At 38.0% G+C, this 25,804-nt stretch carries 28 protein-coding genes; 5 read left to right on the top strand and 23 right to left on the bottom strand.

Annotation, left to right across the window (positions count from 1 at the left end; all coding sequences use genetic code 11):
- Positions 1–113 precede the first annotated feature (113 nt).
- Positions 114–3,062: a mucin-binding protein gene (locus LEGAS_RS09745; protein ID WP_013231252.1), complete on the bottom strand. Its 2,949-nt coding sequence runs from the start codon at positions 3,060–3,062 to the stop codon at positions 114–116.
- Positions 3,063–3,196: 134 nt separating this feature from the next.
- Positions 3,197–3,409 carry a helix-turn-helix transcriptional regulator gene (locus LEGAS_RS02045; protein ID WP_010386290.1) on the bottom strand — a complete coding sequence of 71 codons (213 nt, stop codon included), beginning with the start codon at positions 3,407–3,409 and terminating at the stop codon, positions 3,197–3,199.
- Between the two features lie 150 nt (positions 3,410–3,559).
- Between LEGAS_RS02045 and LEGAS_RS02040 the strand changes: the two genes are divergently transcribed.
- On the top strand, positions 3,560–3,940 hold the full coding sequence (locus LEGAS_RS02040) for a helix-turn-helix domain-containing protein (RefSeq protein WP_013231251.1): 381 nt from the start codon (positions 3,560–3,562) through the stop codon (positions 3,938–3,940).
- Between the two features lie 2 nt (positions 3,941–3,942).
- Positions 3,943–4,377: an ImmA/IrrE family metallo-endopeptidase gene (locus tag LEGAS_RS02035; protein ID WP_013231250.1), complete on the top strand. Its 435-nt coding sequence runs from the start codon at positions 3,943–3,945 to the stop codon at positions 4,375–4,377.
- 20 nt (positions 4,378–4,397) lie between these two features.
- On the opposite strand, the gene LEGAS_RS02030 is transcribed toward LEGAS_RS02035, so the two are convergent.
- Positions 4,398–5,138, bottom strand: a complete 741-nt coding sequence (locus LEGAS_RS02030; RefSeq protein ID WP_010386288.1) for a nitroreductase family protein — start codon at positions 5,136–5,138, stop codon at positions 4,398–4,400.
- Positions 5,139–5,261: 123 nt separating this feature from the next.
- On the opposite strand from LEGAS_RS02030, the gene LEGAS_RS02025 reads away from it, so the two are divergent.
- Positions 5,262–5,744 carry an FUSC family protein gene (locus tag LEGAS_RS02025; RefSeq protein ID WP_013231249.1) on the top strand — a complete coding sequence of 161 codons (483 nt, stop codon included), beginning with the start codon at positions 5,262–5,264 and terminating at the stop codon, positions 5,742–5,744.
- 19 nt (positions 5,745–5,763) lie between these two features.
- On the opposite strand, the gene LEGAS_RS02020 is transcribed toward LEGAS_RS02025, so the two are convergent.
- The 17 genes from LEGAS_RS02020 to LEGAS_RS01940 form a co-directional block, all read right to left on the bottom strand.
- Positions 5,764–6,582: an HAD-IIB family hydrolase gene (locus LEGAS_RS02020; protein WP_013231248.1), complete on the bottom strand. Its 819-nt coding sequence runs from the start codon at positions 6,580–6,582 to the stop codon at positions 5,764–5,766.
- Complete coding sequence (locus LEGAS_RS02015; protein ID WP_010386285.1) at positions 6,572–7,000, bottom strand: GtrA family protein; 429 nt, start codon at positions 6,998–7,000, stop codon at positions 6,572–6,574. Before LEGAS_RS02015 ends, LEGAS_RS02020 begins: the two co-directional genes overlap by 11 nt.
- A gap of 68 nt (positions 7,001–7,068) precedes the next feature.
- Positions 7,069–8,106 (bottom strand): lipid II:glycine glycyltransferase FemX, encoded by a 1,038-nt coding sequence (locus LEGAS_RS02010; protein ID WP_013231247.1) that lies wholly within the window; start codon positions 8,104–8,106, stop codon positions 7,069–7,071.
- Positions 8,107–8,111: 5 nt separating this feature from the next.
- Positions 8,112–8,762, bottom strand: coding sequence for a redox-sensing transcriptional repressor Rex (locus tag LEGAS_RS02005; RefSeq protein WP_010386341.1), 651 nt, complete (start codon positions 8,760–8,762; stop codon positions 8,112–8,114).
- Between the two features lie 162 nt (positions 8,763–8,924).
- Positions 8,925–9,941 (bottom strand): tRNA (adenosine(37)-N6)-threonylcarbamoyltransferase complex transferase subunit TsaD, encoded by a 1,017-nt coding sequence (gene tsaD, locus LEGAS_RS02000; protein ID WP_010386339.1) that lies wholly within the window; start codon positions 9,939–9,941, stop codon positions 8,925–8,927.
- A 24-nt stretch (positions 9,942–9,965) separates the two neighbouring features.
- Entirely contained in the window at positions 9,966–10,388 is a 423-nt protein-coding gene (rimI, locus tag LEGAS_RS01995; protein WP_010386337.1) for a ribosomal protein S18-alanine N-acetyltransferase, read from the bottom strand.
- Positions 10,363–10,920, bottom strand: coding sequence for a ribosomal protein S18-alanine N-acetyltransferase (gene rimI / locus LEGAS_RS01990; protein WP_010386336.1), 558 nt, complete (start codon positions 10,918–10,920; stop codon positions 10,363–10,365). Before rimI (LEGAS_RS01990) ends, rimI (LEGAS_RS01995) begins: the two co-directional genes overlap by 26 nt.
- Positions 10,904–11,614 carry a tRNA (adenosine(37)-N6)-threonylcarbamoyltransferase complex dimerization subunit type 1 TsaB gene (gene tsaB, locus LEGAS_RS01985; protein ID WP_010386334.1) on the bottom strand — a complete coding sequence of 237 codons (711 nt, stop codon included), beginning with the start codon at positions 11,612–11,614 and terminating at the stop codon, positions 10,904–10,906. The genes rimI (LEGAS_RS01990) and tsaB overlap by 17 nt, the downstream gene beginning before the upstream one ends.
- 51 nt (positions 11,615–11,665) lie before the next feature.
- Entirely contained in the window at positions 11,666–12,691 is a 1,026-nt protein-coding gene (locus tag LEGAS_RS01980) for an anti sigma factor C-terminal domain-containing protein (RefSeq protein ID WP_013231246.1), read from the bottom strand.
- Complete coding sequence (locus LEGAS_RS01975; protein WP_010386332.1) at positions 12,684–13,166, bottom strand: RNA polymerase sigma factor; 483 nt, start codon at positions 13,164–13,166, stop codon at positions 12,684–12,686. Before LEGAS_RS01975 ends, LEGAS_RS01980 begins: the two co-directional genes overlap by 8 nt.
- Before the next feature lie 147 nt (positions 13,167–13,313).
- The gene (gene ptsP, locus LEGAS_RS01970; protein WP_013231245.1) at positions 13,314–15,029 is read right to left on the bottom strand and encodes a phosphoenolpyruvate--protein phosphotransferase; all 1,716 of its coding nucleotides are present in this window, start codon (positions 15,027–15,029) and stop codon (positions 13,314–13,316) included.
- A gap of 2 nt (positions 15,030–15,031) precedes the next feature.
- On the bottom strand, positions 15,032–15,301 hold the full coding sequence (locus tag LEGAS_RS01965) for a phosphocarrier protein HPr (protein ID WP_010386330.1): 270 nt from the start codon (positions 15,299–15,301) through the stop codon (positions 15,032–15,034).
- 210 nt (positions 15,302–15,511) lie between these two features.
- Positions 15,512–16,519 carry an L-threonylcarbamoyladenylate synthase gene (locus tag LEGAS_RS01960; protein ID WP_013231244.1) on the bottom strand — a complete coding sequence of 336 codons (1,008 nt, stop codon included), beginning with the start codon at positions 16,517–16,519 and terminating at the stop codon, positions 15,512–15,514.
- A 41-nt stretch (positions 16,520–16,560) separates the two neighbouring features.
- Positions 16,561–17,568, bottom strand: coding sequence for a peptide chain release factor N(5)-glutamine methyltransferase (prmC, locus tag LEGAS_RS01955; RefSeq protein ID WP_010386328.1), 1,008 nt, complete (start codon positions 17,566–17,568; stop codon positions 16,561–16,563).
- A gap of 2 nt (positions 17,569–17,570) precedes the next feature.
- Positions 17,571–18,644 carry a peptide chain release factor 1 gene (prfA, locus tag LEGAS_RS01950; RefSeq protein WP_010386326.1) on the bottom strand — a complete coding sequence of 358 codons (1,074 nt, stop codon included), beginning with the start codon at positions 18,642–18,644 and terminating at the stop codon, positions 17,571–17,573.
- A 96-nt stretch (positions 18,645–18,740) separates the two neighbouring features.
- Positions 18,741–19,361, bottom strand: coding sequence for a thymidine kinase (locus LEGAS_RS01945; RefSeq protein ID WP_013231243.1), 621 nt, complete (start codon positions 19,359–19,361; stop codon positions 18,741–18,743).
- A gap of 191 nt (positions 19,362–19,552) precedes the next feature.
- A complete protein-coding gene (locus tag LEGAS_RS01940; protein WP_013231242.1) occupies positions 19,553–20,413 on the bottom strand; it encodes a C40 family peptidase in 861 nt (286 codons plus the stop codon).
- Positions 20,414–20,589: 176 nt separating this feature from the next.
- On the opposite strand from LEGAS_RS01940, the gene LEGAS_RS01935 reads away from it, so the two are divergent.
- Positions 20,590–21,948, top strand: a complete 1,359-nt coding sequence (locus tag LEGAS_RS01935; protein ID WP_013231241.1) for a Mur ligase family protein — start codon at positions 20,590–20,592, stop codon at positions 21,946–21,948.
- Positions 21,948–22,679 (top strand): type 1 glutamine amidotransferase, encoded by a 732-nt coding sequence (locus LEGAS_RS01930; RefSeq protein WP_010386320.1) that lies wholly within the window; start codon positions 21,948–21,950, stop codon positions 22,677–22,679. Before LEGAS_RS01935 ends, LEGAS_RS01930 begins: the two co-directional genes overlap by 1 nt.
- Before the next feature lie 140 nt (positions 22,680–22,819).
- Here the strand turns inward: LEGAS_RS01930 and LEGAS_RS01925 are convergent, their stop codons facing one another.
- From LEGAS_RS01925 to LEGAS_RS01915, 3 genes are all read right to left on the bottom strand, one after another.
- On the bottom strand, positions 22,820–23,017 hold the full coding sequence (locus LEGAS_RS01925; protein WP_041771665.1) for a hypothetical protein: 198 nt from the start codon (positions 23,015–23,017) through the stop codon (positions 22,820–22,822).
- 38 nt (positions 23,018–23,055) lie between these two features.
- Entirely contained in the window at positions 23,056–24,900 is a 1,845-nt protein-coding gene (locus LEGAS_RS01920) for an APC family permease (protein WP_013231240.1), read from the bottom strand.
- A 145-nt stretch (positions 24,901–25,045) separates the two neighbouring features.
- Positions 25,046–25,765, bottom strand: coding sequence for a gamma-glutamyl-gamma-aminobutyrate hydrolase family protein (locus LEGAS_RS01915; protein ID WP_013231239.1), 720 nt, complete (start codon positions 25,763–25,765; stop codon positions 25,046–25,048).
- Positions 25,766–25,804: the final 39 nt, after the last annotated feature.

The following is a 25,804-nucleotide window of genomic DNA, read 5'->3' as shown; positions in this document are numbered from 1 at the left end:
ATGCTGACATAATATGTTATTAAAATTGTATGCGCTTTCATTTTAACATATAAAAAAGACTGTTTTCAAATATTGACCCATTTAAAAAACAATCTTTTTCATTATTCATTATATTATTTACGACGCTTTTTAACAATTACCGACATCATACCAATAAGTCCCAAACTCATCATTCCTAGAACACCATTGTTAGAGTGTTCTGCGACTGCTGTTTTTGGTAACGAGACATTACCTGTATGTTCATCATTTCTTGCTTTATTCGACGTTTTTGTCTGCTGATTAACAGTAGACGATTTGTTTATAGTGTGTTTGTTGTTCGGTTTAACATCATTATTGTTCTTAGTGTTATCAGTAACCGTGATTTGACCATTCTTGTGATACGGTACTGTCGTATCTGCACTCGGATCACTTGGCGTTACCGGTGTGGTCGCATCTGGGGTGTAGTTTTCAACGCCTGGTACCGCTTCATTTGGTACCACCTTGGTTGGATCCGTTGGATCGGTTGGATAGATGGGTTGGTCTGCGCCTGGAATCTCTTGCCCATCTTGATCGACTGGCACGAGCTTCCCATTCGCTGTATAAACCACCGCTTCCTTCACATCTGGCTGGTCGACGGTTGCTGTTAACCCACCGGCGACGCCCTTATCCGCATGATAGCCTTCAACCGTTGGTGTCAAAACGCTCTTAAAGGTCTGCGTTGTCCAATCACTCGTCTGCGTCACTGCGCCAGTCACTTTATCGACCGTCACTTCGCGTTGGAACGCATGCGCGTCTGTGGTCACCACTGCGCCCGGTGTCTTGTCACCGGCCCCACTATAACTCACCGTTTGACTGCCGGCGCGTTCAACGTCACCTGTTTCCTTTGGCCAACTTGGACTCGCTGGATCGTTCGGATTAATCGCGTCCCCTGGTGTCTTTGGATGACTTGGGCTGATCGTTTCACTCGTATGCTTTAAGTGAACCTCAAAACTTTGAATCACACCATCCTGATCATATGTAATACCATCTCGAGGATAATTATCTGCAGCTGTAGGATTATCAGTGTTTAAAACATAGCCTTTATCTTCATAGTTTTTAATCGTGCCTGCTGTACGATATTGATCTGTCGTACCATATTTACCAATTAATTCTTTTGTTTCTAATGTTTTACCAGTATTATCATCGATATACGATACTATTGCTTTTTCGTTATTATGAACATAAATAACTGTGATTTCACGTAATTGATTGGGCTCGGTATTTGTTACTGTTTGATTTGTCGTCTCATTTAAATCTTGAGCAGCATCTGTCGTTTTTATAACGTGGTAACCTGTAATTATTGGATTTCTAACTGCAGGAAACACACCTGCATCAGCAATTGTCCAACCAGTATTTGTTATTACCTCATCAATGACATCTTTTCCAGTATTAACGTCTTTAGTCGTTGTTCTAACGATATTAGGATTAGCTACTTCACCAGTTGCAACCCACATCTCCTGATATTGGTTGCCATCAGCTGTTGTTCTTGTTATCGTAACAAATTTTTTATTCGTTGCGTTATTCGTATCGTAAACAGTATGAATAGGATTCTCAAACTCGTCTACATAATTAATTTTTTCATTTATTGTGACTATTGGTACTTGTGTATGAGAAATCTTAGCTTTATGGTATGTCGCTTTTGGTTTTTGAACAAAGGCTAGTTCATCCGAATTCATATTATGGTTACTGTGCCACCAACGTGCACTTTTCTCAATTGGTACAGCACCCAAATAGAGTGTCGGTTTATCAGTATTAAAGTCCGCAAATGATACGCCTTCTTGTAATGCGTAGACATCGGGATCATCATCATCAGTCTTTGGATATACTGCACCAGTTTGTGTATATCCCATGCCATGAGGCAGATTTGTCACCACACCATTTTGAGCCAACGTCTCCAACCCGACTGTAGAATTTGGTTGAATAACTACCGTACTAGCATCATTTGTCTGAACATATTCACGCTCATTAGGTTGCCAGTTACCGTCTTCCCATTGTGTTGGATTTTTCGCTCCAGTATATAATGAACCACTTATAGAAGCACTCAAAAAATAAAATTTAGGATCGTCATTGCTACCCGTCAATTTGGAAATAGGGACGATTTGCTTTGTCCCACTATAAGTAAACCAAAATGTTGTTTGCCAATTGACATTCCACATTTCAACATTATCAACTGCATTACTACTGATAGTTACTTTGGGAATCCCTTGATCATGATAATCAGATGTATCTGACCAGTTCCCGTTTTGAACTTGAAAATCATGAAATGTTTCATTCAAATCAACTGATTTTTCTACAATTTGGCCACTCGAATCTCTAATAGCAATTGTCCCAGCTTTCGCCCAATTTTTGGTAATCGTAGCACCGATCACTTGGTTACCGGAGTATTCCCATACCTTAGTACTACTAGCCATATTAGGTGAAGCTTTTTCATCTGAACCAGAATAGACATTGGTTGGCTGGATATTCCCAGTAGGGGTGCTCTCATCAACTGGTTTACTTTTATCTAACTTCAGCGCCTGAGTATTACTAGAAGTTGCAATTTGTGTTTTCCCATCAATATTGTCCTTCTTACCAGTATTTACGGCCTTTTCGTACGCAACTTCTTTTTCCTTAGCTACATTCAGATCAGTAATTTGTTGTGCATAATCAGCTTTATCTGATGCTTGTGCTGCAGTCACTTGTGCACTAGCGTCAGCAGATTCAGTTCCTTGGATTTCTGTTGTTTTTGCTGCCTTATTATCCTCGGTAACTGCTACATTTGCTTTTTTAGCCTCATCAACTGATTGATTTAACTTAGTATCATCAACTGATTGATCACTCGTGTTAACATTTTCAGCCGGCTTGTTATCAATAAGTTGCGATTTTGTATCTACTTGCTGTGTTGGCACTACCCGTTGTGTTGGTTGACCAGCAGTCATTGCGTTGGCACTGCTACTTGCCTGTGCTGTCACAGAAGTCACGCTAAACATACCGACTGCTATAGCAGCTGTAATCCATAGTTTCCCCGATTTGTATAACTTATAGTGCTTTTTTGATTTTTCCATTTAGTGTCCCCTACCCCTAACAAAAATTCTTAACATCTGCTTTCAACAATCCTAGCAGACGTTTGACAATTAAAGTACAACTATAACACAATAATAATATTAATTACAATAGTATATATCACATTAGTAAACGTTCAAATGAAAAAAATGTCTTCAATTTCACATCCTAAACCTTCGGCTATTTTTTTAGCTGTAGGTGGCGATGGATATTTTTTACAATTGAGATACTCAATCATTAGTGAATAGTTTACTTCAATTCGTCGTGCAAATCCTGCTACACTTTCACCTTTCATGGCAATTTTTCCTTTAACATTGACTGGATCACGAAACTTAAGTGTGAATGCCATATACTTTACCCTCTTAAAATTATTATGATACTGTTATTATACAAATTGTGTATCACATTGTCAAACACTTTTCCTAGTGTTTGTTTTACATTTGTATTATGTTTCCTTTATAATTGTATACAATAATACGATTAGGATACTTATGAAATTATGGTAACTAAAGAAACGTTTGGTTCGCAACTTAAAAAAATACGTGAAATAAAAGGTTTTACAGTGCGTCAAACCGCTATGCAAGGTCATATTTCTCCTGCTTATTTATCACAAATAGAAAATGGTAATAAAAACATTCCAAAGGTAGAAACGCTATACAAAATTGCAAGTGGCCTTCGAATTTCAAATGATGATATTTTAAATTTAGCTGGCATTACAAAAAATAAATCTGCCGAAACACCATCAGCACATATTGATCTTGGCGAACAACTAGAAAATACTGATATTCTTTTATCATTTGAGGGTAAAGATCTTTCTCCGAAATACCGACAGGCTATACTTTCAGTTTTAAAGACACTGCCTGACGCAAAAAATGATTAACCATGTCATATGATTTTAAAAGTAATGCTAGTCGTGAATATTTAGAAAATATTATAGATTTAAACCATATTACAATTATTCATCTTTCTGGCACAACATACGATCCGGACGTCGTGAATATACAAAAAAAAGCTATTATCATTAACAATAATTATCAATCTAACTTTAGCTATGAATTTCGTATTGCTCACGAACTTGCCCACCTTTTATGCACAACATCATCTGAGAATTATAATTTAAGCTTACTGACAAAAAATGATATTGAAAAACAAGCAAATATTGATGGCATTCAATTATTAATTAATTTTTATTTTTCAGAAATAGCTTCAGGTAAACTACGCTGGAACTATCGCTTTCAATTTATTTCAACATTTGGACTGGGGCCATTAACGCACTTAGTTGAAAAAATATTAAACCCAATTAAAAATAGTGTATGACAAATTGTCATACACTATTTTTAATTTAATGTGAATCCTTTACGCTTAGGATATTTTCCAAGTTGTGAAAAATCTTGCTTACGTGTCAACATTTTAGCATTATTTTGTGTCCAAGAACTATCTATACCACGAGCTGCGTAATATTTTATCATCGTCTTATCATAAATCGTAACAGCATCTACCATTTGTTTCTGACTGTATTGACTTTTCATCCACGTACCAGCTAGTGGTAGTTTAGGTTTGATCCCTGGCTCCTGTGCCGGATAACCAATCGAAAATCCCATGACGGCTTTAACTAATTTTGGTAATTGCAACTTTTCTTCGTACAGTTCAAAAGCACGTAAGGCACCAGCCATTGTCACACTACCTAGTCCGAGTGATTCCGCTGCAACTTGTGCACGACCAAGTGCGATCCCGGCAGAAATAATACCGCCTTCAAGCATAGCATAACTTGACAACACCTCTTCAGCCTGTTTGCGTATCTCTGGTGTCAAACCAATCAAATCTTTATTAAAATCTACTGTCACGACAAAATAACGCATAGCACTTTCAATGTATGCCATACCAACTTGGGTAGTTATCTCAGCTTTTAGCGCTTGATCTGTAATTTCAACAAATGTTACGGGTTGATAATTATTAATATTTGGTCCTGCACTCGCTGCTGTCAAAATTGTTTTAACTATTTCATCAGACACTGGTTGATCTGTGAATGCGCGAATTGACTTATGATTATTGAGTAAATCTATTGTTATATTTGACATTATTTTAATTTGTGACAAGTTATACTAATGAACATAGCGACTGTCACAATTCCTTTCCATTATGATACATAGATTTTACCATTTTTTTATGCTAAAATAACAAGAATATTAGTGGAGGTAGTTATGCAGTTTGGTCGATTTCGAATAGGACTACGTACTTTAAAAACAGCGTTGGCCGTTATGATTATTATCACGGCTTTTTATTTTTTCCATCGGCCCCCTTTTATTGCTGCATTGGCATCTGTCTTTGCGTTACGTGAAAGTTGGGACAAAACACTGAGTTTTGCAAAAATTCGTCTGGTTTCAAATACAGTTGGTGGTTTACTCGCCTTAATTTATTTCTTAGTACACGCACAAACACATAATGCAACGTGGGTATCAATGATTTTTCTGCCATTACTTGTTATTATTGCAATTGTCTTTTTGGATGGCTTTAATTTCAATAGTGGTGTCATTGGTGCACTTGCAGCTCTGCTAATGATTTCACTAAATATTCCGGCAGGTGCCACTGTACTTTATGTGATTGATCGTATCATTGATACATTTATTGGTGTCCTTGTATCAATTGGTGTTAATCGATTTGCATCTCCAAAACCAAAACGATAAAAAAAACGCTTGTGCGCTTTCAAATACTCAAATAGTTTTCAATTGTCTCTAACACGCCATCGTTGACGTTCGTGTTAAGGGCTTTTTTTTGTATCACTTCAAGCATAAAGTTGTCTGCATTGGGCATAACATACCCATGCTCATACTTCTGTAGCATTTCTAGGTCATTTCCGTTATCACCAAAAGTCATGACCTCACGATCAAGCACATTATAATAATCTTGCAATACTTGTAGACCAGCAGCTTTATCAACACCTTTACCTAAAACATCAACTGAGCCAAAACCAGAACCAGTAGCATGTAACTCGTCACCAAATATCTCTCGTAATTCTGACACATGTTGTTGTACTTCATCATTTGGCCATACAAAGGTGATTTCCAAAATATGATCATCAACTGTCATCAGTTTTTCAACTTGTTTCACATTTGGATAAAATTGAAATACCATTTTTGCGACAGGTCCGGTAGCATGATTTGAGACATAGGTTGCCTTATCACCAGTCATAATAATAATATTTTCGGCCGAATCTGGATTTTTAGCGTTCCAATCAATGACTTTATGCAGTTGTTCTGGCGACAAATGTACTGAATAAAGTTGTTCTTCATGCGTTGCAACCATCGCACCATTTGATCCAACATAATCAATTTCATAGCCCTTCGAAATTGTTGGTTCAAAAAGTTCTTGTAAATTTTTAACTTGACGTCCTGACGCAGCAATAAATCTCATATCACGTGCCTTTAAGTTATCCAATATGCGTTCAAACCGCCCCTGACTGTATGTATCATTGGCTGTCAAAAACGTGCCATCCATATCAGATGCAATCATTTTAATTGTCATGTTCATTGTCCTTTTTAAAAATAATTAATTTACTCAATACAAAGTTAGAAACAATTACAAATATATTTTGAATAATGTTCCAAATATTTGCATCTTGACGCAGCAAATCTACGCCAAATGTCAATATAAAATAACCAATAATCCCCGTCAAAACACGCGCTAAATAAAACTGCCAAACTTCTTTTATAATGCTTGCGGTCGTCGTACTTGTCGAATGAAATACCCAGACTCGATTTGTGAGATAAGCAAATAAAACTGCCCAAAACCAAGCAACAACATAGGCTATATTATGACCAGTATGGAGCATATTGTATAATATAAAGAAAACAATGATATTAACAATTGTTGTTAATACACCAAATATAACGTATAACAAAAACGACTGATACTTAATAAAAATATTTTTTAAATTCAACATAACTGCTCCAATATAATCTATTAATTATATCATATGCCATAAAAAAAAGCCGTCAACTGCTGACAGACTTAATCAAATTGCTTGAGATACTCTTGATAGCCCATTTCATCAACTACCCAGTCTAATTCACCAATATATTCAGCGTGTGGGTCATGATACGCAAAACCATGTTTGAATTTATAAAGACCATCTTCGGGTACAAAATCACCAACCCCACCAAAGTCATATTCAACTTTGCCAAGTGATAATCCCCACTTCAACATTTCCCATTGTACCGCATAAGGGCCATAGTGTTTTGCGTATTGTCGATTAGATCCAGCATACATATACCAAATTTCATCTCCATAACTAAAACCAATACCACTAGCAATGACTTGACCTTCAAAATGTGCTAAAAATACTTTAAACAATCCTGTATTTTGCCACAATTTTTGCATATGTAGAAAGTAATCTATTGGTCTATGCGTAATATTTTGTGCAGCAGCCATCATCACATACGTATCAAAAAATGCGCGTACATCATCTTGTGTATCACCACTCGTCACCGTGACGCCATCTTTTGCAGCACGACGGATTTGATTACGATAGTCTCTTTTAAAATGCGTCATTAATTCAGTATCATTGGTAATTGGTACAGCACCCTCTCCGCGACCATCATAGTACAAAACAACATTTTTCCGAGGTTGTATATTACCATGCATATTTTTAATATCGCGATTACGTGTCACAAATCCAGCTGCTTGGTAAGCATCATTCAATATGTCACTGTACGCTACTTCAGGATCTAAACGGATTAAAAATACATTTTCTGGTAATGCCGCAAGTGCTTCTTCAAGCAACGATTTTATGAGCGCAATATTTGTCACGTCTCCAATGGGGCCTCGACCTGCGTATCCCAATAGTTTGCCTGGAACAGCCTCAACAGTTAGCACAGTTAAGACGGCATCTATTTGCCCATCTGTTTCATGATAAACATAGACATGCCCCCAATTAGCTTTTAATTCTCCCCACAAGGGGTCTTGAGTTACTTGACCACGTGGATCTTCACGTACGAAACTTTGATATGCGTTAACTTTTTCTGTATCGTTTAAATTTAAAATGGTCATGCGATTTATAATCCTGTCGTAATTGAACCGTAGTTATCAATAAAATAAACCAATGTTTGTAACTCGTTTGTTAAATCAACGTTTTGCACACGAACACCCGTTGGTACAGTTACACGTAATGGTGTAAAGTTCAAAATACCCTTAACACCAGCATCAACAAGTTGATTTGTGATATCTTGTGCAACTTCTTGTGGAACGGTTAAAATCGCGATATTAATACGCTGTGCCGTCATCTGTTCTTTTAAATCAGTCATGGCATATATTGGTACACCAGCCAAAATCGTACCAGCACGTGATTCATCAACATCAAATGCAGCAGAAATACGCATGTTTGATGATTGGTGAAAGTTAAAGTTCATCAAAGCTTGCCCTAAGTTGCCGGCACCAATTAAAGCAACGTTAATTAAACTATCTTGGTCAAGCACATTTGCAAAAAAATCAAGCAATGCTTTAACGTCATATCCATAACCTCGTTTACCCAAGGCACCAAAATAAGAGAAATCTCGACGAATCGTCGCTGCATCAAATTTAATGGCATCACTCAGTTCAGCTGACGAAATGCGATTTGTGCCAGCATCATGTAAAAACGTCAAATAGCGGTAATAAATAGGTAATCGTTTTGCTGTTGCACGTGGAATTTTAGGTTGTTGTGTCATAAGTTTCTCCAGTTTATTGTGTGCCAGATTCATCAGAAAATTCTAACAGATCCGGACATATATTCATGTTGCATGTTTTATTCACTTTGTGAACTTTTGCATAACAATTATACCATAAAAACAGGCTCTTTATCAAAAGATAGTGAGTTATTCACAAACTTGTTATGATTCAAGTAACTCAAAATCTAATCCAGGGTTTGTATTAAGGTCTAATCCAGCGAACTTTTTCTCTTTATAATTCCAATAACCGGCTGCCCCAATCATCGCAGCATTATCTCCAGTATATTGTCGCGGTACAGGTATAAATTGTGTATTTGGAAATTGTTCTAACAGTTCTGACAATGTTTGGCGTAATTGTGAATTCGCTGCCACCCCGCCTGCCAAAACAAAACTTTTCACTGGAAAATCTTGTAACGCACGACGCGTACGACCTAATAAGGCATCCACAACCGCATTTTGAAAACTAGTAGCCAAGTCATTGCGATTAATCGTTTCACCTTTTTGTTCTGCGTGGTGAACATAATTAATCACAGCGCTTTTTAGGCCAGAAAAACTAAAATCATAATTATCCTCATGCGCCATAGCCGTTGGAAATTTAATCGTTGCTTGACCAAGGTGGGCCATATCGTCAATTGTTTTACCTGCTGGATAGGGAAGTTTAAGTAAACGCCCGACCTTATCAAAACTTTCTCCGGCAGCATCATCTCGTGTTTCTCCGAGAACTAAGAAACTATTTTCTTCGCGCATTAAAACCAACTCTGTATGTCCACCAGAAACCATTAATGCTAGTGCTGGATATATAATTGGTGTATTAAAATTGGCAGCAGCAATATGTCCTGCTAAATGATTAACCGGTATAATTGGTAAGTTATGTGCTAAAGCAAAAGTCTTTGCTCCCATCAAACCAACAAGTAATGACCCTACCAAACCTGGGCCATAGGTAACAGCCACAGCATCCAGTTCTGTTGGTTTAACATGAGCTGTCTGCAGTGCATCATCTAACACACGTGTTATCCACTCAATGTGATGACGACTAGCCACTTCGGGCACAATACCGCCAAATCGTTGATGTGAATTAATTTGTGTCGCAACCGCATTACTTAATATTGTACAGCCATCTTCAACAATTGCCACGCTGGTTTCATCTGCACTTGACTCAAACGATATAATTTTAGTCATAATATGTTTCGTGCACCTAACGAATTAATTCGTTACGGACACTTTCCTTTCCATCATAATAGCAGCATGGCCATTTTTATAGTATTTTTCACGATGATAGTAGACACTGAATCCCATTTTTTCATATAGACAAATAGCTGCTACATTTGATTCGTCTACCTCTAACAAAAAACGTGTGACATTTGGTAAAGCAAGAACAGTTGTCAATAATTGTTGCGCAATGCCTTGATTCTGATTGTCGGGATGAACAGCAAGGCTATTAATTTCAACTTCATCTAAAATCTGCGTCATACCTAAAAATCCACCATCAAGTATAAAATACTGGCTTCGCGGACTTTTTAATTCATGTTCAAACACTGATTTAGGCCAAGGTGATGGCACAAACGCAGCATTTGCGAGATTAAATATGCGATTACTATCTTCAATTGTTGCGCGTTTTACTATCAAGATTATTTACCATTGAAATTGCATCTTCGTGATCACCGATATAATAGCTTTTTTTGATGCCACTTTGTTCAAAACCTAATCGTGAGTACAACATAATGGCACTACGATTTGAAGCACGTGCTTCTAGACTCATAGAGTCAACACCTAGCTTTCTTGAGAAATCAAGTAGTTCATTGATCATCAGGGTGCCTAACCCTTTATTTTGCCAAACTGGCACAATTGCAATGTTTGTGATGTGCATATCACGTTGATCACGCTGATAGGCAACACCGGCAAAACCAATCACTTGCCCCTTACGTTCCATAACCAAATATAAACGTACATTTGGTCGTGACAGTTCACTCAAAAAATCGCGCAGTAGCCAAGGCGCAGTGCCAGCATACACAGCCTCTTCAATATGCACAAGAATATCAATATCTTCAACATTAGCTCGTCGTAGCGTAAATGAATAGCCTTTTGAATCAACAGATTTTTGTTCAAATTTAAAGAGTATCTTTGGTAATTTATTATTGCGATTAAACTTCAAAAACATAATTTTCAGGGTTATCCTCACCAGGATGTGCGGCAAGCCAGTTCAACTCTGCTTGTGTTTTACGCAAATATTGTGGGTTAAAGTCAGCAATACTGGTGACTGGGCTTGCCTGTATGCCTAACGATACAATACCGTGGCCATCTGGTAAGCTCTCACTTGGCGTTAACATATGAGCCCGCGTGCCAAATGTCTCAATAATAAGCGCAGAAAAAACATCAGTATCACCTAAAAAAATAATTGGTTCATCAAAAGTCTGCAACCAGTTAAATAAATTAGCAATTGGCTGATGTGCGTCAGCTAAAATATTGTTGCCTTCGCGATAAACACCGGCAAAAACATTCTCATTACGCGCATTAAACAAGGGCACAATCAGCCCTTGTGTCGTTACTTGTTCTGCTAACACAGCGAGACTAGAGACACCAACAAGATCTATTTTTAAAGTATCAGCTAATACTTTAGCCACAGTAATACCAATTCGCAAGCCAGTGAATGAGCCTGGACCTTGCGCAACTACGATGCGATCAATATCTGTCAGCGTCCAATTTTGAGCTGCAATTGTTTCCTGAATTGCAGGTAAAAGTTGAATCGAATGGTTACGCGCCTCATTGGTTGAAAAAACACGTTTTACCTGATTATCTTCCGCCAAACTCACTGTCAGTGGTTGGTTACTTGTATCAAATGCTAGAATCTTCATAAGTTATATTTTAACACAAAAACAACCACCAAACGGTGGTTGTGATAGAAGTTATTTGATAGGGGCTTGATATGGCATAATTGGTGTTGTAACACCAACATTTGTCGCAAATGTATACTTTTGATTATCCAATTTAGCTAAATTCTGTGTCCGACCAGTCACAATTACACCAGCAAACTTTGCTGTTTTGAGGTTCTTTGACATTTGCCTTTGACCGTCTTTTGCAATATCAATATCATTAACCGTTCGTTGCCCAGATTGTTGCTCTAACGCACTTTTTAGTCCTTGATAACCAGAAAAATCATTTTTTCCTGCTTTTACTTCAGCTCCCTCAGTCAACTTTCCAGTACCATCATCACTAGCATTTAAACCAATGTAAGACCCTGCCGCACTCATTGTATCCAATTTATCACTATGAATCCCTAACCAATAATAATTAATCATGACATTTTCGGGCATCATTTGTCGAATGTCATCATAGGAATAGCGTTTATCAAAAGTAATTGCCACTTCACCTAAAGTATTTGATAACTGACTTAATGTTTCGGCCTCATGCGTTGGTATACTTGACGCTAACAATTCTTTTTTATCTTTTTCAGATTGGTATGCATGTTCATACTTCACATTGAAAAATAGTGGTTCTTTTTGTTGTGACTGCCGGTTAGTGGCAATGATTTCTTTAGTTGCTGGATTTTTATTATAAATATTTGGTGTTTGTGCAGAAGCACTTTCAACACCATGCGTGTTAAATGTCACATTTTTTTCTGGGTAGGCAACACGGTAACCATCAATATTTTTTTCACGATCACTTTTCAATGTGCTCTGTGTTGTTTTTGTCATTGAAAAATATTGTGAAGTCGATATAATGTTTGGCGAAGATATAAGATCATCAATATTAAATTGCCGTTGTTGTTTTGATGCTTGTTTTGCCATTTGTATGCCTACTTGTTTATGAATAGCATAGAATACACTACCTCCAATTATCACTGTTGCTGCACCAGAAACAGCTATTGTTTTTAACCATTTTTTGCGTTTCTCTGTTTTAATAATCTTTTCAAAATTAACATTGTCACTCATTTTCATACCCCATCATTATGTCTTTTAGTTGCTGTCTCGTTCGATATAAATCGACTTTAATTTTAGATGAACTGACATCATATATCATAGCGATATCGTTGATGTGTTTTCGATCATCATAATATAATACAATCAACGCGCTTTGGTAATCATTTAATTTTTCCAATGCGCGTTGTAAACCACTATAATCTGCCAGTATTGGTTCAACTTCAGAATATTGTGCATATTGTTCTAGCAAAATATCACGATAACGTTTTTGTCGACGATAAATGTCGTAAAAACGCGATAACGCAACGCGATATAGCCATGGTCTTAGTTTATCTGGTGCCAATAGAATATCTGCTTGAAGTAATTTTACAAAGACATCCTGCATGATGTCTTGCGCATCATTTTTTTTAGCGCCATTATTAATCAAAAAGCCAATGATTTCATTTGCAATATTGATAAGTTCTTTTTCATAGTGATTAATTTTCATATTCCCCCCTTTCATAGATATAACGAACAAAATGGCAAATGGTTACAAAAAAACACAAATAAAAACAACTGCAAACTCGACTTCAACATTCAAGTCATATTTGCAGTTGTTCTGATTTATATTAATTTAGTTTAAAATTGTAACACATTATTTTGTCGCTGCTTCAACCAATGCAATAACGTCATCATTGGTTTCCGCGTCTAAGGCTTTCTCAGCTAACAACTTCATGTCAACAGTATTCAGCTTTTTCATCAACGAACGTGTCTGCAAAACAGATGGCGCGCTCATTGAAAATTCATCTAATCCCATACCCATCAAAACAGGTACAGCAATCGGGTCACCAGCCATTTCGCCACACATCGCAACGAATTTGCCTTCATTGTGAGCTGCTGTAATGACGTTACTAATTAAACGTAAAATAGATGGGTTATAAGGTTGATACAAATAGGCAACTTTATCATTACCACGATCAGCGGCCATTGTATAACCAATCAAATCATTTGTACCGATTGAGAAGAAATCAACTTCTTTGGCAAATTTATCTGCCAAAACGGCTGCTGCTGGAATTTCAATCATAATTCCTAGCTTGATCTCACCCATTGACACGCCAGCTTCTTCAAGCTTAGCGCGTTCTTCTAAGTAGACTTTTTTAGCCGCACGGAATTCACCTAACGTAGCAATCATTGGGAACATAATCCATAAATTACCATAAGCAGATGCACGTAGCAACGCGCGTAACTGTGTCCGGAAAATTTCTGTTTGATCCAAAGAAATACGAATGGCACGATAACCTAAGAAAGGATTTTCCTCTTTTGGTAATTTCCAATAACTTAAGTTTTTGTCACCGCCAATATCCATGGTACGCACAGTAACTGGCTTACCCGCCATCTTTTCGACAACTGCTTTATAGGCAACAAATTGCTCGTCTTCGGTTGGTAAGTGATCTGATTCCATATATAAGAATTCAGTACGATATAAACCAACGCCTTCCGAACCATTTTCTAATACAGCATCCATATCCTTAGGTGAGCCAATATTAGCACCCAACACAAAGTTCTTACCGTCCGCACTAACAGATTGTTGGTCTTTTAATAAGGCCCATTCTGCACGCTGAGCCAAATAATTAGCGGCTTTTTGTTGGTAAGTTGCCAACGTCTCTGAATCTGGATCAACAATCACGTCACCAGTTAATCCATCGACAATCACTGTCACACCTGCCGTGATTTTTTGCGTAGCTACTTCAGAACCTACCACTGCAGGAATTTCTAATGTACGTGCCATAATTGAAGCATGTGCTGTGCGACCACCCAAATCAGTTAAAATGCCCTTAACGAATTGACGATCAAGTTGAGAAGTATCAGAAGGCGTTAAATCTTTTGATACTAGAACGACTTCTTCATCAATTAGAGCCGGGTTAGGCAATGCCACATTCAAAAGATGTGACAAAATACGTTTAGTCACATCACGAATATCTGCTGCACGCTCTTGCATATAAGCATTATCAGTCATAGCTTCAAACATGCCAATATACATGTCTGTCACTTCTTTGACTGCTTGTTCAGCATTCACTTTATCATCAGCAATCTTCTGTTTGAATGCGCCAGACATTTCTGGATCTGACAGAACCATTAAATGCGCCTCGAATACCTGTGCTTCATCAGCACCTAAGTTTTTTTCAGCGCGAGATTTAATGATCTCAACATCAGCACTAGCAGCCTTCAAAGCATCGTCGACACGTGCCTGTTCAGCCGTCACATCTGTAATTGTTGTCTTTGTAAAAGACAAATCTGGATCAACTAACAAATAAGCTTTAGCAATTGCTATCCCATTACTTGCCGCGATTCCTTTGAAGTTATTAGACATTGTTATTCTGCAAGTCCTTCTGTTTCCATTGCTTCAACGATGGCTGCCATAGCAGCTTCCTCATCGTCACCGTCTGTTTTGATTGTCACATCAGCACCTTGACCAACACCCAATGACATCACACCCATGATTGACTTCAAGTTAACATCTTTACCTTGGTATGACAATGTCACATCTGAAGTGAATTTTGATGCTGCTTGTACCAACAAAGTTGCTGGACGTGCATGGATCCCTGTTTCTGCTACGATATGAAAGTCTTTTGATTGTGTCATAATTAATTTCTCCTTTTTAGCTGTTAAACAGCCTCTGTTATTAGTTTATCAAAGCGCTTACAAAATATCAAGTGAATTGTCGGGTAAATCCTTGTTATATCAGGCAAAATCATCTAGAATGCCCATCTGACGGCGTTTCATATGTAAACGTTTACATATGAACCACAAATCGTTTTCTGTAAATAAAAAAGAGGGATTCTCCTCTTTTACTCACAGATTAAATTCCTGATTACCCGCTGCCTTTGCTAAACGATTATTGAATGCTTTACCAATGCCAATTGGTGACATTTTTTCAACATAAATCGTCGCCACTTGTGCCTCATCATCATAAAAACGTAGACCTGCAAATAATTGCTCCGTGGCAGTTTCAAGTGTTTCACCAAGCGACCATGATTGTTCTAACGATAACTGCATCACTTCAATTGTTGTATCCTGTGCCATGACAACATCATGTGTTTGTAAACTATGCATTAGATCTATCGCATCTAGCCTATCAAACATAACAACTTTTTTATCCGGTGCATAATGCCGATATTTCATCCCCGGTGCTTTAGGTGTCACGTCACTCGCCACTGATGTCGTGCTTGTCGCATCAATCACTGTGACACCTAATACATCTTGCAGCTGTTGCTGCGTGACAGCGCCAGGTCGTAAAATAGTTGGCACGTTAGCAGACATATCAATAACTGTCGACTCCACACCAATTTGTGTTGGACCATCATCAACAATGGCAGCAATTTTACCATTCATATCATGCCAAACGTGTTGCGCAGTTGTTGGCGACGGTTTACCAGAAGTATTTGCACTTGGCCCGACAATTGGCACACCTGCGTCACGAATCACCACACGAGCCACATCATTATCAGGCAAACGAAATGCTACTGTTTGTAAGCCACCAGTTACGATCATTGCTACTTTTTTTGGTTTAATAGGTAAAATAATTGTCAGAGATCCCGGCCAAAAGGCTGTCATTAATTGTCGTGCTGCTTGTGAAATCAAAACAAACTCATCCAATTGCTTTTCATCAGCAATAGTCATAATTAACGGATTATCTGCTGGTCGTCCCTTAGCTGTAAAGACTTTTTTGACAGCTGTTTCATTCGTTGCATCGGCGCCTAATCCATAAACGGTTTCCGTCGGAAAAGCAACTACTTCACCGGCCCTAAGTAATTCACCGGCTCGTTTTATATCGTTACTTGTTAATAATTCAGTCTTCATTATAACCATATGCGTCAATGCTTAATAATAAGCTTACGCGACTATCCTTTCACTACTCTGACCATTCTATCTAGGCCTGAGAAATCTTTTTTCAGTGTCACTTCTGCCTGTGGCAGGGCATGCTGCATCATTGACACAACCTGCTGTCCTTGTTTATAGCCAATTTCAAAATACGCACGGCCGTTATCAGATAAATAAAGTGCTAAATCCGCTGCTATTTTTTCATAAATTGCTAAACCATCATGATCGGCAAATAATGCAGTGTGCGGTTCATATTCAAGCACATTGTCAGCCATCTCATCTTCATCAGTTGTTGCAATGTAGGGTGGATTACTAACAATAATATCAAATTCGAGTCCTTCTACAGCGCTATAGACATCACTTTGTACCAGATGTAGATAATTTAAACCAAAACGCTGCGCATTCATTTCTGCAACTGCTAAAGCACCTGATGAAATATCTGCCGCAAATCCGCGTACACGAGGATTTTCTAACATCAAAGTCTCAATAATCGCGCCAGTTCCTGTCCCAATATCTAACACTGAAACTGGTTTGCCATTTTTACTACCAGCATCTTTTAAGATCCATTCAACTAATTGTTCCGTTTCAGGGCGTGGTATCAAAACCCTGGAATCAACCATAAACTCACGACCATAAAAAGGTGCATGGCCTAAAATATATTGCACAGGTTCATTATTCATCAACTTGGCCAGCCATTTTGGCCAAATAGCTGCTAAATCAGACGGCATCGTGCGTGTTATGTTTGCACGTAAGTAGGCATAATTAATATTTAATGCACCACTCAATAAAAAATCGACGTTGTCTTGGGCATCTTCTTTTGGCATGCCAACACTTGTCAATTCTGCAATTGCCCACTTACGGCCCTCAAGTAACGAAATTTTAACTTGGCTTGGCTTTGTAGGTTTCTTAATATCGTCCCAGTCATACCATTTTGGTGCGGTCAATTTATCTGGCATTATTTGACGTGTAGGTTCATAATTACCAACCTGCTTAAATTGTTTTGGTGTTTCAAATTGTTTTTCAGTCATTTTCAGGCTTGGTTTAATTCAGCTAACTTAGCTGTTTGATCTGCAATAACAAGTGCATCCACAATTTCACCCAGTTCACCATTCATAATACGGTCAAGTTTATTGAGCGTCAAGCCAATACGATGATCCGTGACACGATTTTGCGGATAATTATAGGTCCGGATACGTTCAGAACGATCACCAGTACCAACAGCAGATTTACGTTTCTCTGCATATTCGGCTTCGTTTTGTTGTGCATAAAAATCATATACACGGCTAGCAAGTAATTTACGTGCTTTATCACGGTTTTTGATTTGCGTACGTTCTTCTTGCATTTTAACCATAATACCAGTTGGTTTGTGCACTAAGCGTACAGCTGTTGACACCTTGTTGACGTTTTGTCCACCAGCACCCCCTGATCGGAAAAATTCCTCTTCCAAATCAGATTCAGCCAATTCGAAATCAATTTCCTCAAATTCGGGCATCACCCCAACAGTCGCAGTCGACGTATGTACACGACCTTGTGTTTCTGTTGACGGTACACGCTGAACACGATGTGCACCAGATTCAAATTTTAGCTTCGAATAGACATTATCACCAGTAATCATAATAGCTACTTCTTTATAGCCACCAACTTCAGTGATTGTTTCATCAATAATGCTCACAACCCAACGTTGCTTTTCTGCATAACGGCGGTACATATCAAGTAAATCTGCAGCAAATAGCGATGACTCGTCGCCACCCGCTGCGCCACGTATTTCCATGATGATGTTTTTATCATCATTTGGATCTTTTGGTAACATCAAAATTTTAAGTTGATCTTCTAATACAATTTTTTCAGGTTTTAACGTGTTCAAATCTTCTTTGGCAAGTGGTGCCATTTCGGCATCATCAAGCATGTCTTCAGCATCCGAAATACCTTGCATCACTTGTTGATAGTGGGTATACACTTCAACAGTTTCTCGCATTTCGCCTGCTTCTTTTAACAACGCCATATATTGTTGGCCATCACCAGCAACATCTGGATCAGCCAACTGCTCATTTAGCTCATCATAGCGATCAACAACTGTTTGTAATGATTGAAATATTGGGTCCATCTATTATTCTCCAAGATGTGAACTGATTGCTACATGTTACAGTTCACGTATTTATGTTATGTACGAATTAACTACCTGTTAATTCTTATTACCTGTTTATTTGGCATGTTCAGTTGCTTCATATGGAAACATTGTCGCAATTTTGTCTAGATCAGGATTGAACCAATGACGGCGGCACGTTGGAATGTAAGCTTCGTCACCCCCAATGAATACTTGTGCGCCTTGCCGTTGCGGTTTACCATTGACTATTCTCAGTTGGGTTGTTGCTTTTTTGCCACAAAATGAACAAATGGTTTTCATTTCTTCTAGTTTATCCGCTAATTCGATCAATCGTTTTGATCCAGCAAATAAATTGTTGAAAGCATCTTGTTTTAAGCCAAACGCCATCACTGGAATATGTAAGTTATCTACTGTATAGGCTAGTTGATCTACCTGTTCTGGTGTTAAAAACTGTGCCTCATCCACTAAAACAACGGCCAAATCATTAGCTGCCATACTTTTAATCAAAACATATAAATCGTCTGCTGGTTTGACTGCTAAAGCCTCACGGGATAACCCGATACGACTTGCGACAACCCCAATACCTGCACGTGTATCAGTAATTGGCGTCATCAAAAGTACCTGTCGACCTTGTGATTCGTAATTGTGCGCTACTTTTAAAATTTCAATCGATTTACCTGAACTCATTGCGCCGTATTCAAAGAATAGTTGTGCCATATCTTTAACGTGTTGACGATGTGATTTCATAACCTTAATAACCCCATCGTTTATCAACACTTACCCCCTGACTTATTAAATAAAATTTATGTTGAACATCTCAGTTAAGTTGTTCAAACAAAAACAGTCTCTTACTATTATAGCAATTTTTAACACAACAAAAAACCATGATTTGAAGTGATATCTTAAAATTAATTATCAACAACTTGTCGCACCGCTCCAGGTTTAAATAATCCCGACCATGTCAATGTTTGCGACGTTTTAGAATTTACTAGGTCAACTAATCGACTAATTGCGACACCATGAGTCGGTGCAGAGTCATGTAATATGAAACCATTACCTAAATAAATAGCAGTATGAAGTCGCTCTTCTGTATACGTATCAGGGGTCACCAGTATATCACCACGTCTCATATCAGACCACGCCACTGTTGTTCCAATTTGATTCAATATGGTTGTAGATGCGGCTGACTGGACAACTAACGGTTGTCCTGCCTGACGATATAACCAAGCGATAAAAGATGAACAATCAAATTCATTATTGGCAATAGATTTTGATGTTCTACCACCACCATAAACATAAGGACTTTTTCCAACAAGTTTCATACCATCTGCAATCGCTTTTTCGACAATTTTATTGTTACCATCAACTGATGCAACTGTTTTTTTATATGCTAATTGTGTGTTACTCACGCCATTTTCATCAAAATAGTAACTGTTTCCGGCAATCGTTTTTAAGCCATAGACCATTTCACCTGTTTTTGGTTCAAAATAATATGTCTTTGAGCCAATTGTTTGAAATCCCACTAATCTTTTTTGCGTTGCATTTGCCACTAAATATCGCTTAGTGAATGTTCTTGTGAAAGTTACTTTTTGACCAGTTGCAGTTGTTTGAGTTGGTAATGCATTAATTGCCATCGCTTGAACAGGTTCAATCAATTGAGATAAGTTACTGACATTGGCTATCAATAAAACACCCGTCAGACCGCCAACAATCGTTATATTTAACCACAAGCGCTGGTTTTTTCTTTTTTTATTCGGTAACATCCCCATATAACTCCTTCAAACGCAGTTGCTTTATATCTCTCTTTTAATACTAACACTTTCAGCTTTCATGAATATTAAAACAGCTTGATCATAATATTGCTAGATATGACTTAACTTTTAAGTAAATATTCCCACCACACGCTTGCTCGTGGTAAAATTATAATCATGAAAGCGGGGAAATTATGACACTTAAAAGCACACTAGCACGCATCACTGCAAAAAGTTCTTATTGGCTTTTGCATGACATTTTACATCGTGGTGGCACAAGCTTACCAGGTAAACTCGCGGTATCAATCGATCCCAATATTTTAACAAAAATCCAACAGGATTTTGAGTTAATCATCGTGACTGGTACAAATGGTAAAACACTAACAACTGCCCTTATCACACGTGTCTTGCAGGCAGGTGGTTATACTGTCATTACTAATCCTTCTGGTTCAAACATGATTCAAGGCATCACAGGCACGCTTGTCACAGCAAAAGTTAAACCCTCACCAAATGGCCAAAAGCCAGTTGCTGTACTTGAAGTAGATGAGGCAAACGTTGAAAAGATTGCTGCAGCAATAAAGCCAAAAATGTTTGTGCTGACCAATATTTTCCGTGATCAACTTGATCGTTATGGTGAAATTTATACGACATACGATAAAATTATTGCTGGTATTAAGCATGCGCCCGAGGCTATTGTTCTAGCTAATGGTGATTCACCAATTTTTACACGTGGTGATTTCACCAATGAACGCAAATACTTTGGCTTTAATCATATACAACCAGCTGATTATAACCCAACTGTTGCACCAATCAATACCGACGGCATCTTATCCCCTACAGATCATTCTGTTTTAAACTATGATTTTATAACTTACGCTAATTTAGGTAAGTATTTCAGTACAACAGACAGCTTTGTACGTCCAAAATTAAACTATCAAGTCACTAGTATCACTGACTTAACACCCAAATATTCAACTTTTAGCATTGATAACACGCCACTGCGCATTGAAATTGGTGGGTTGTACAATATTTACAACGCACTGACTGCTTTTGCAGTTGGCCGTGAGTTTAATGTCGATCCCGAAAAAATAAAAACAGCCTTTGAATCCAATGCGCAAATATTTGGTCGTCAAGAAGCGCTTCATGTTGATGGTAAAGACGTCATCATTGTTTTGATTAAAAATCCCGTTGGCACAAATTCTGTTATCGACATGATGGTCACTGAAAAAGATGATTTTTCATTGTTAGCTTTGCTAAATGCCAATTACGCGGATGGCATCGATACCAGTTGGATTTGGGATGCAGAATTTGAAAAACTACATGATACCAACATCAAAGCAGTTGCTACTGGTGGTGAACGCTATAAAGATTTGCGTGTCCGTTTGAAAATGGCCGGTTTTCCGGATCAAGCTGTCTATGAAGATTTAACTCAAATTGTGACTGCAATTAAATCACTACCAACCGATAAAGTGTATATCGCAGCAACTTATACAGCTATGCTGCAGTTACGTGAACAACTTGGCGCAGCCGGCTATATCAAAGGAGGATTTTAATGGCAAATTTCGAGATTTCTGTTGCGCACCTTTATGGTAATTTGATGAATACATACGGTGATTACGGCAATATTATTGCATTAACATATTATGCCAAACAAATTGGTGTTGCTGTTAATTATCATCTGGTATCACTTGGAGATGATTTTGATGCTGATAGCTTTGATTTTGCTTTGTTTGGTGGCGGGCAAGATTATGAAGAAACAATTGTTGCCAAAGATTTGAAAAATAAGGCCGACCAACTGCGCCATTATATTGAAAACGATGGCCCTTTATTGGCTGTTTGCGGTGGTTTTCAACTTCTTGGCCATTATATGGTCATGGCTGATGGCACTAGAGTTGATGGTATCGGCGTCATGGATCATTACACAATTAACATGCATGAGCCTAAATTAACGACGTTAAATAATAAACGACTTACTGGCAATATTGTGATTAAAAATAATGATACGGATGAAACTTATCATGGCTTTGAAAACCACCAAGGTCGTACTTTCTTAGGTAAAAATGAACGCGCCTTAGGGACTGTTATTTCAGGTAATGGTAACAACGGGATGGATCAAACTGAAGGCGTGATTTACCGTAATGTCTACGGATCATATTTTCATGGCCCGATTTTTACCCGTAATGGTAATTTAGCAAAGCGTGTTTTAGCAACGGCCTTGTCTCGTAAGTATCCTGAAGTTGATTGGACTGAGAAATTAGACCAAATTGAAACAGAAACATTTTAATGAAATAAACACTATTTTAAAGCTCGTTGTTAAAAAGCGACAATAACTTATTAAAAAAATAACACCAACAGTAAAAGACTAAAAGAAAGTTAGATAACATCTAATCCACTTGGCATCTTTCACTGTTGGTGTTTTTTCAACTATTCATTATCATGCTGTTTCATTTTTTCATCACGTTTAGCTTGTTTGACCTTATTCACCTCACGATGATACCAACGCATAATTATAATTAAGCCAATTGTCGAGATCAACATGGCAATCACTACCCAAATAAAAAATAGCATTAATTTTGTATCTTGCGACATAAGACTATCAGTAGCGTGAGAACTATTTAACACTATCCCACGCTATCACCTTTCATGTTTATTTGTTTTCTTTACTCTGATAAATGGTAATAATAAGTTGATACTGAGATATCTTTTCGTAAAGCAAAGGCTGTTCGCAAACGTAACGAATTTTGATTGTGCAAAATATTTTGCCAAGGCTTTTTAGGTACAAACTGTGGTACCAACACCGTCACCGAATGATTGCGCTTTTCTGCCTGCTTAACTACCGCGTCTACAAAACTCACTGCTGGTTTAATAATTGATCGATAAGAAGAATGGATATCCACATAACGGACATCTGGAAAATCAACTTTAAATTGGTTGGATGTTTCTAATTCTTTTTTGGGATTCACATCAAAACTCACATGCATGGCCACAACGTTGTCACCGATTGATAAAGCATAATCAACTGCTTCAGTCGTCACCTTTGTGACATTTGATATTAATACAATGACTGTTGATCCATCATAGTGGTGGCGCACCGCATGGTCATTTTTAGCATATGCTAATCTTAATTGCCTTGCAATACTCGTATAATGACCCTTAATTTTCAAGAACATGTACATGACAATAGGCATAATTAATAAGTAAGGCCATACATGTTCAATACGCGTCGCAAACAATGTTATAACTAATACGGCCGAAATAAAAGCACCAATAAAGTTAATGATTGCTTTAATCAGCCAGTTTTTTGGTCGCTTACGCCACCAGTGAATAATCATGCCTGATTGCGATAAGGTGAATGGGACGAAAACACCAACGGCATATAATGGGATTAATGCGTCCGTTGAGCCATGAAAAATCAACAACAACACCACTGCACCAAAAGCAAGTGATAAAATACCATTAGAATATCCTAAACGATCACCCTTATCCATGTAAAGATGTGGCAAATATTTATCGCGAGCCAAATTCAAAGCAAGCATCGGAAAAGCTGAGAAACCAGTATTGGCAGCAACTGCCAATATCATAGCCGTTGCTAATTGCACCACATAAAAACCAACACCATGACCGCCAAATGTCATAGCCGCAATTTGTGATAATACGGTTGAATGTGCATCTGGTCTAATACCATACCAGTAGCTCAAAAATGTAATACCACCAAAGAATGTAGCCAAAATAAGAGCCATTGTTGTTAATGTTGCGGCAGCATGTCGTTCTTTGGGCACTTTAAAGTTTGGCACAGCATTTGAAATTGCCTCGACACCTGTTAATGATGATGAACCACTTGAAAACGCGCGCATAAATAAAACAAATGATAAGCCAGAAAAACTTGTGCCAACCTTTGCGGCAGCATGATAAGGTAATTGACCTGTTATTGCCTGAAAAAGGCCCCAAATAATCATTAACGCTATGACAGCCACAAAAAAATAAACTGGAAACATCAAAAAATTAGCACTTTCACGTAATCCACGCAAATTCATACCAGTGAGTAAAATAACAACTATAATCGCTAGTGGCACTGCAAAAGGTAACACCGCTGGCACAGCAGCTGTAATCGCATCAGCAGCGGCCGAAGCCGAAACCGCCACCGTTAACATATAGTCAACCAATAGCGAGCCGCCGGCAATTAAGCCGGCTTTTGGTCCCCAGTTCTCACTTGCAACAGCGTAAGCGCCACCACCAGAAGGGTATGCATGAATAATTTGCCGGTAACTCATGACAATCGCTGCCAGCAATATTAATACCAATAAAGCAATCGGTAGCTGCAACCATAATGCGACAGCACCAGCAGCCAATAGGGCTGTTGTGATTGATTCAGTACCATAAGCAACTGATGATAAAGCATCTGACGATAATAATGCTAATGCTTTTGTCTTTGATAATTGTTGACCGCCCTCATCTAGTGTTTTTAGAGGTTTCCCAATTAAAATGCGTTTCATATTTTGAAACATATTATTTCTCTCAATACAGTTATTTATTACTCAACATATTGTACGCTCTTTTAACAAATAAAAAAATCCCTAAGTTAGATTTATGTTCAACATAGGGTGACACTTGATTTTTTAGCTGATTAACGCTTGTACTGCTTACTTTAATTTAAATCTTACCAACAAAAGCATTAAATAGTGCTTGGGCTTCTGGCACTTGGCCCATCAATAACATTTCAGGATGCCACTGGACTGCATAAATTCGGCGATTCTCATCAGAAAATGCTTCAACTACACCATCAGTGCTAGTTGCGTCTAGCGTTAGACCCGCGGCTAAGTTTTTAGCTGCTTGATGATGGAATGAATTAACCAGCGTGTTTTCATTAATAACACCATTCAACCAGCTATCGCTTTTTACAACTAAATGATGCGTAGGCATATACCATTTGGTTGGATATTGATCATGTTTCACCGTTAGTGTATGATACTGACTTGGTAAATCTTGATATAATGTGCCACCTAGGGCAACATTAATAATCTGTAATCCACGACAAATACCAAAAATAGGTTTTTCTTGTCTAATTGCCTCTGCCACTAATGCTATTTCAAAAGCATCTCGTCCGCGATCTATTTCAGCTAATTTTAAGTGTGGTTCTTCCCCAAAATATTCAGGTGACACATCCTGTCCACCCACAAAAACTAACGCATCGACGATATCAACATACGCTTTTGCTAATTCCGGTTGGGCAATGGGTAATATCACAGGTAATGCACCGGCGTTTGTCAATCCATCAATATAATTTTTTTGAACATAGTCAACATAATTCGTACCAAATCTCGGATTGGCATGTAATACATTATTAGACGGAATTCCTATTTTTTTAATCATTTTATTTCTCCAAATTGAAAGCTATTGACGACGTAACCA

Origin of the sequence: Leuconostoc gasicomitatum LMG 18811 (assembly GCF_000196855.1) — a bacterium.
Taxonomy (GTDB): Bacteria; Bacillota; Bacilli; order Lactobacillales; family Lactobacillaceae; genus Leuconostoc; species Leuconostoc gasicomitatum.
Note: the sequence above shows the minus strand (reverse complement) of the source record. Positions and strands in the feature narration are given on the sequence as shown.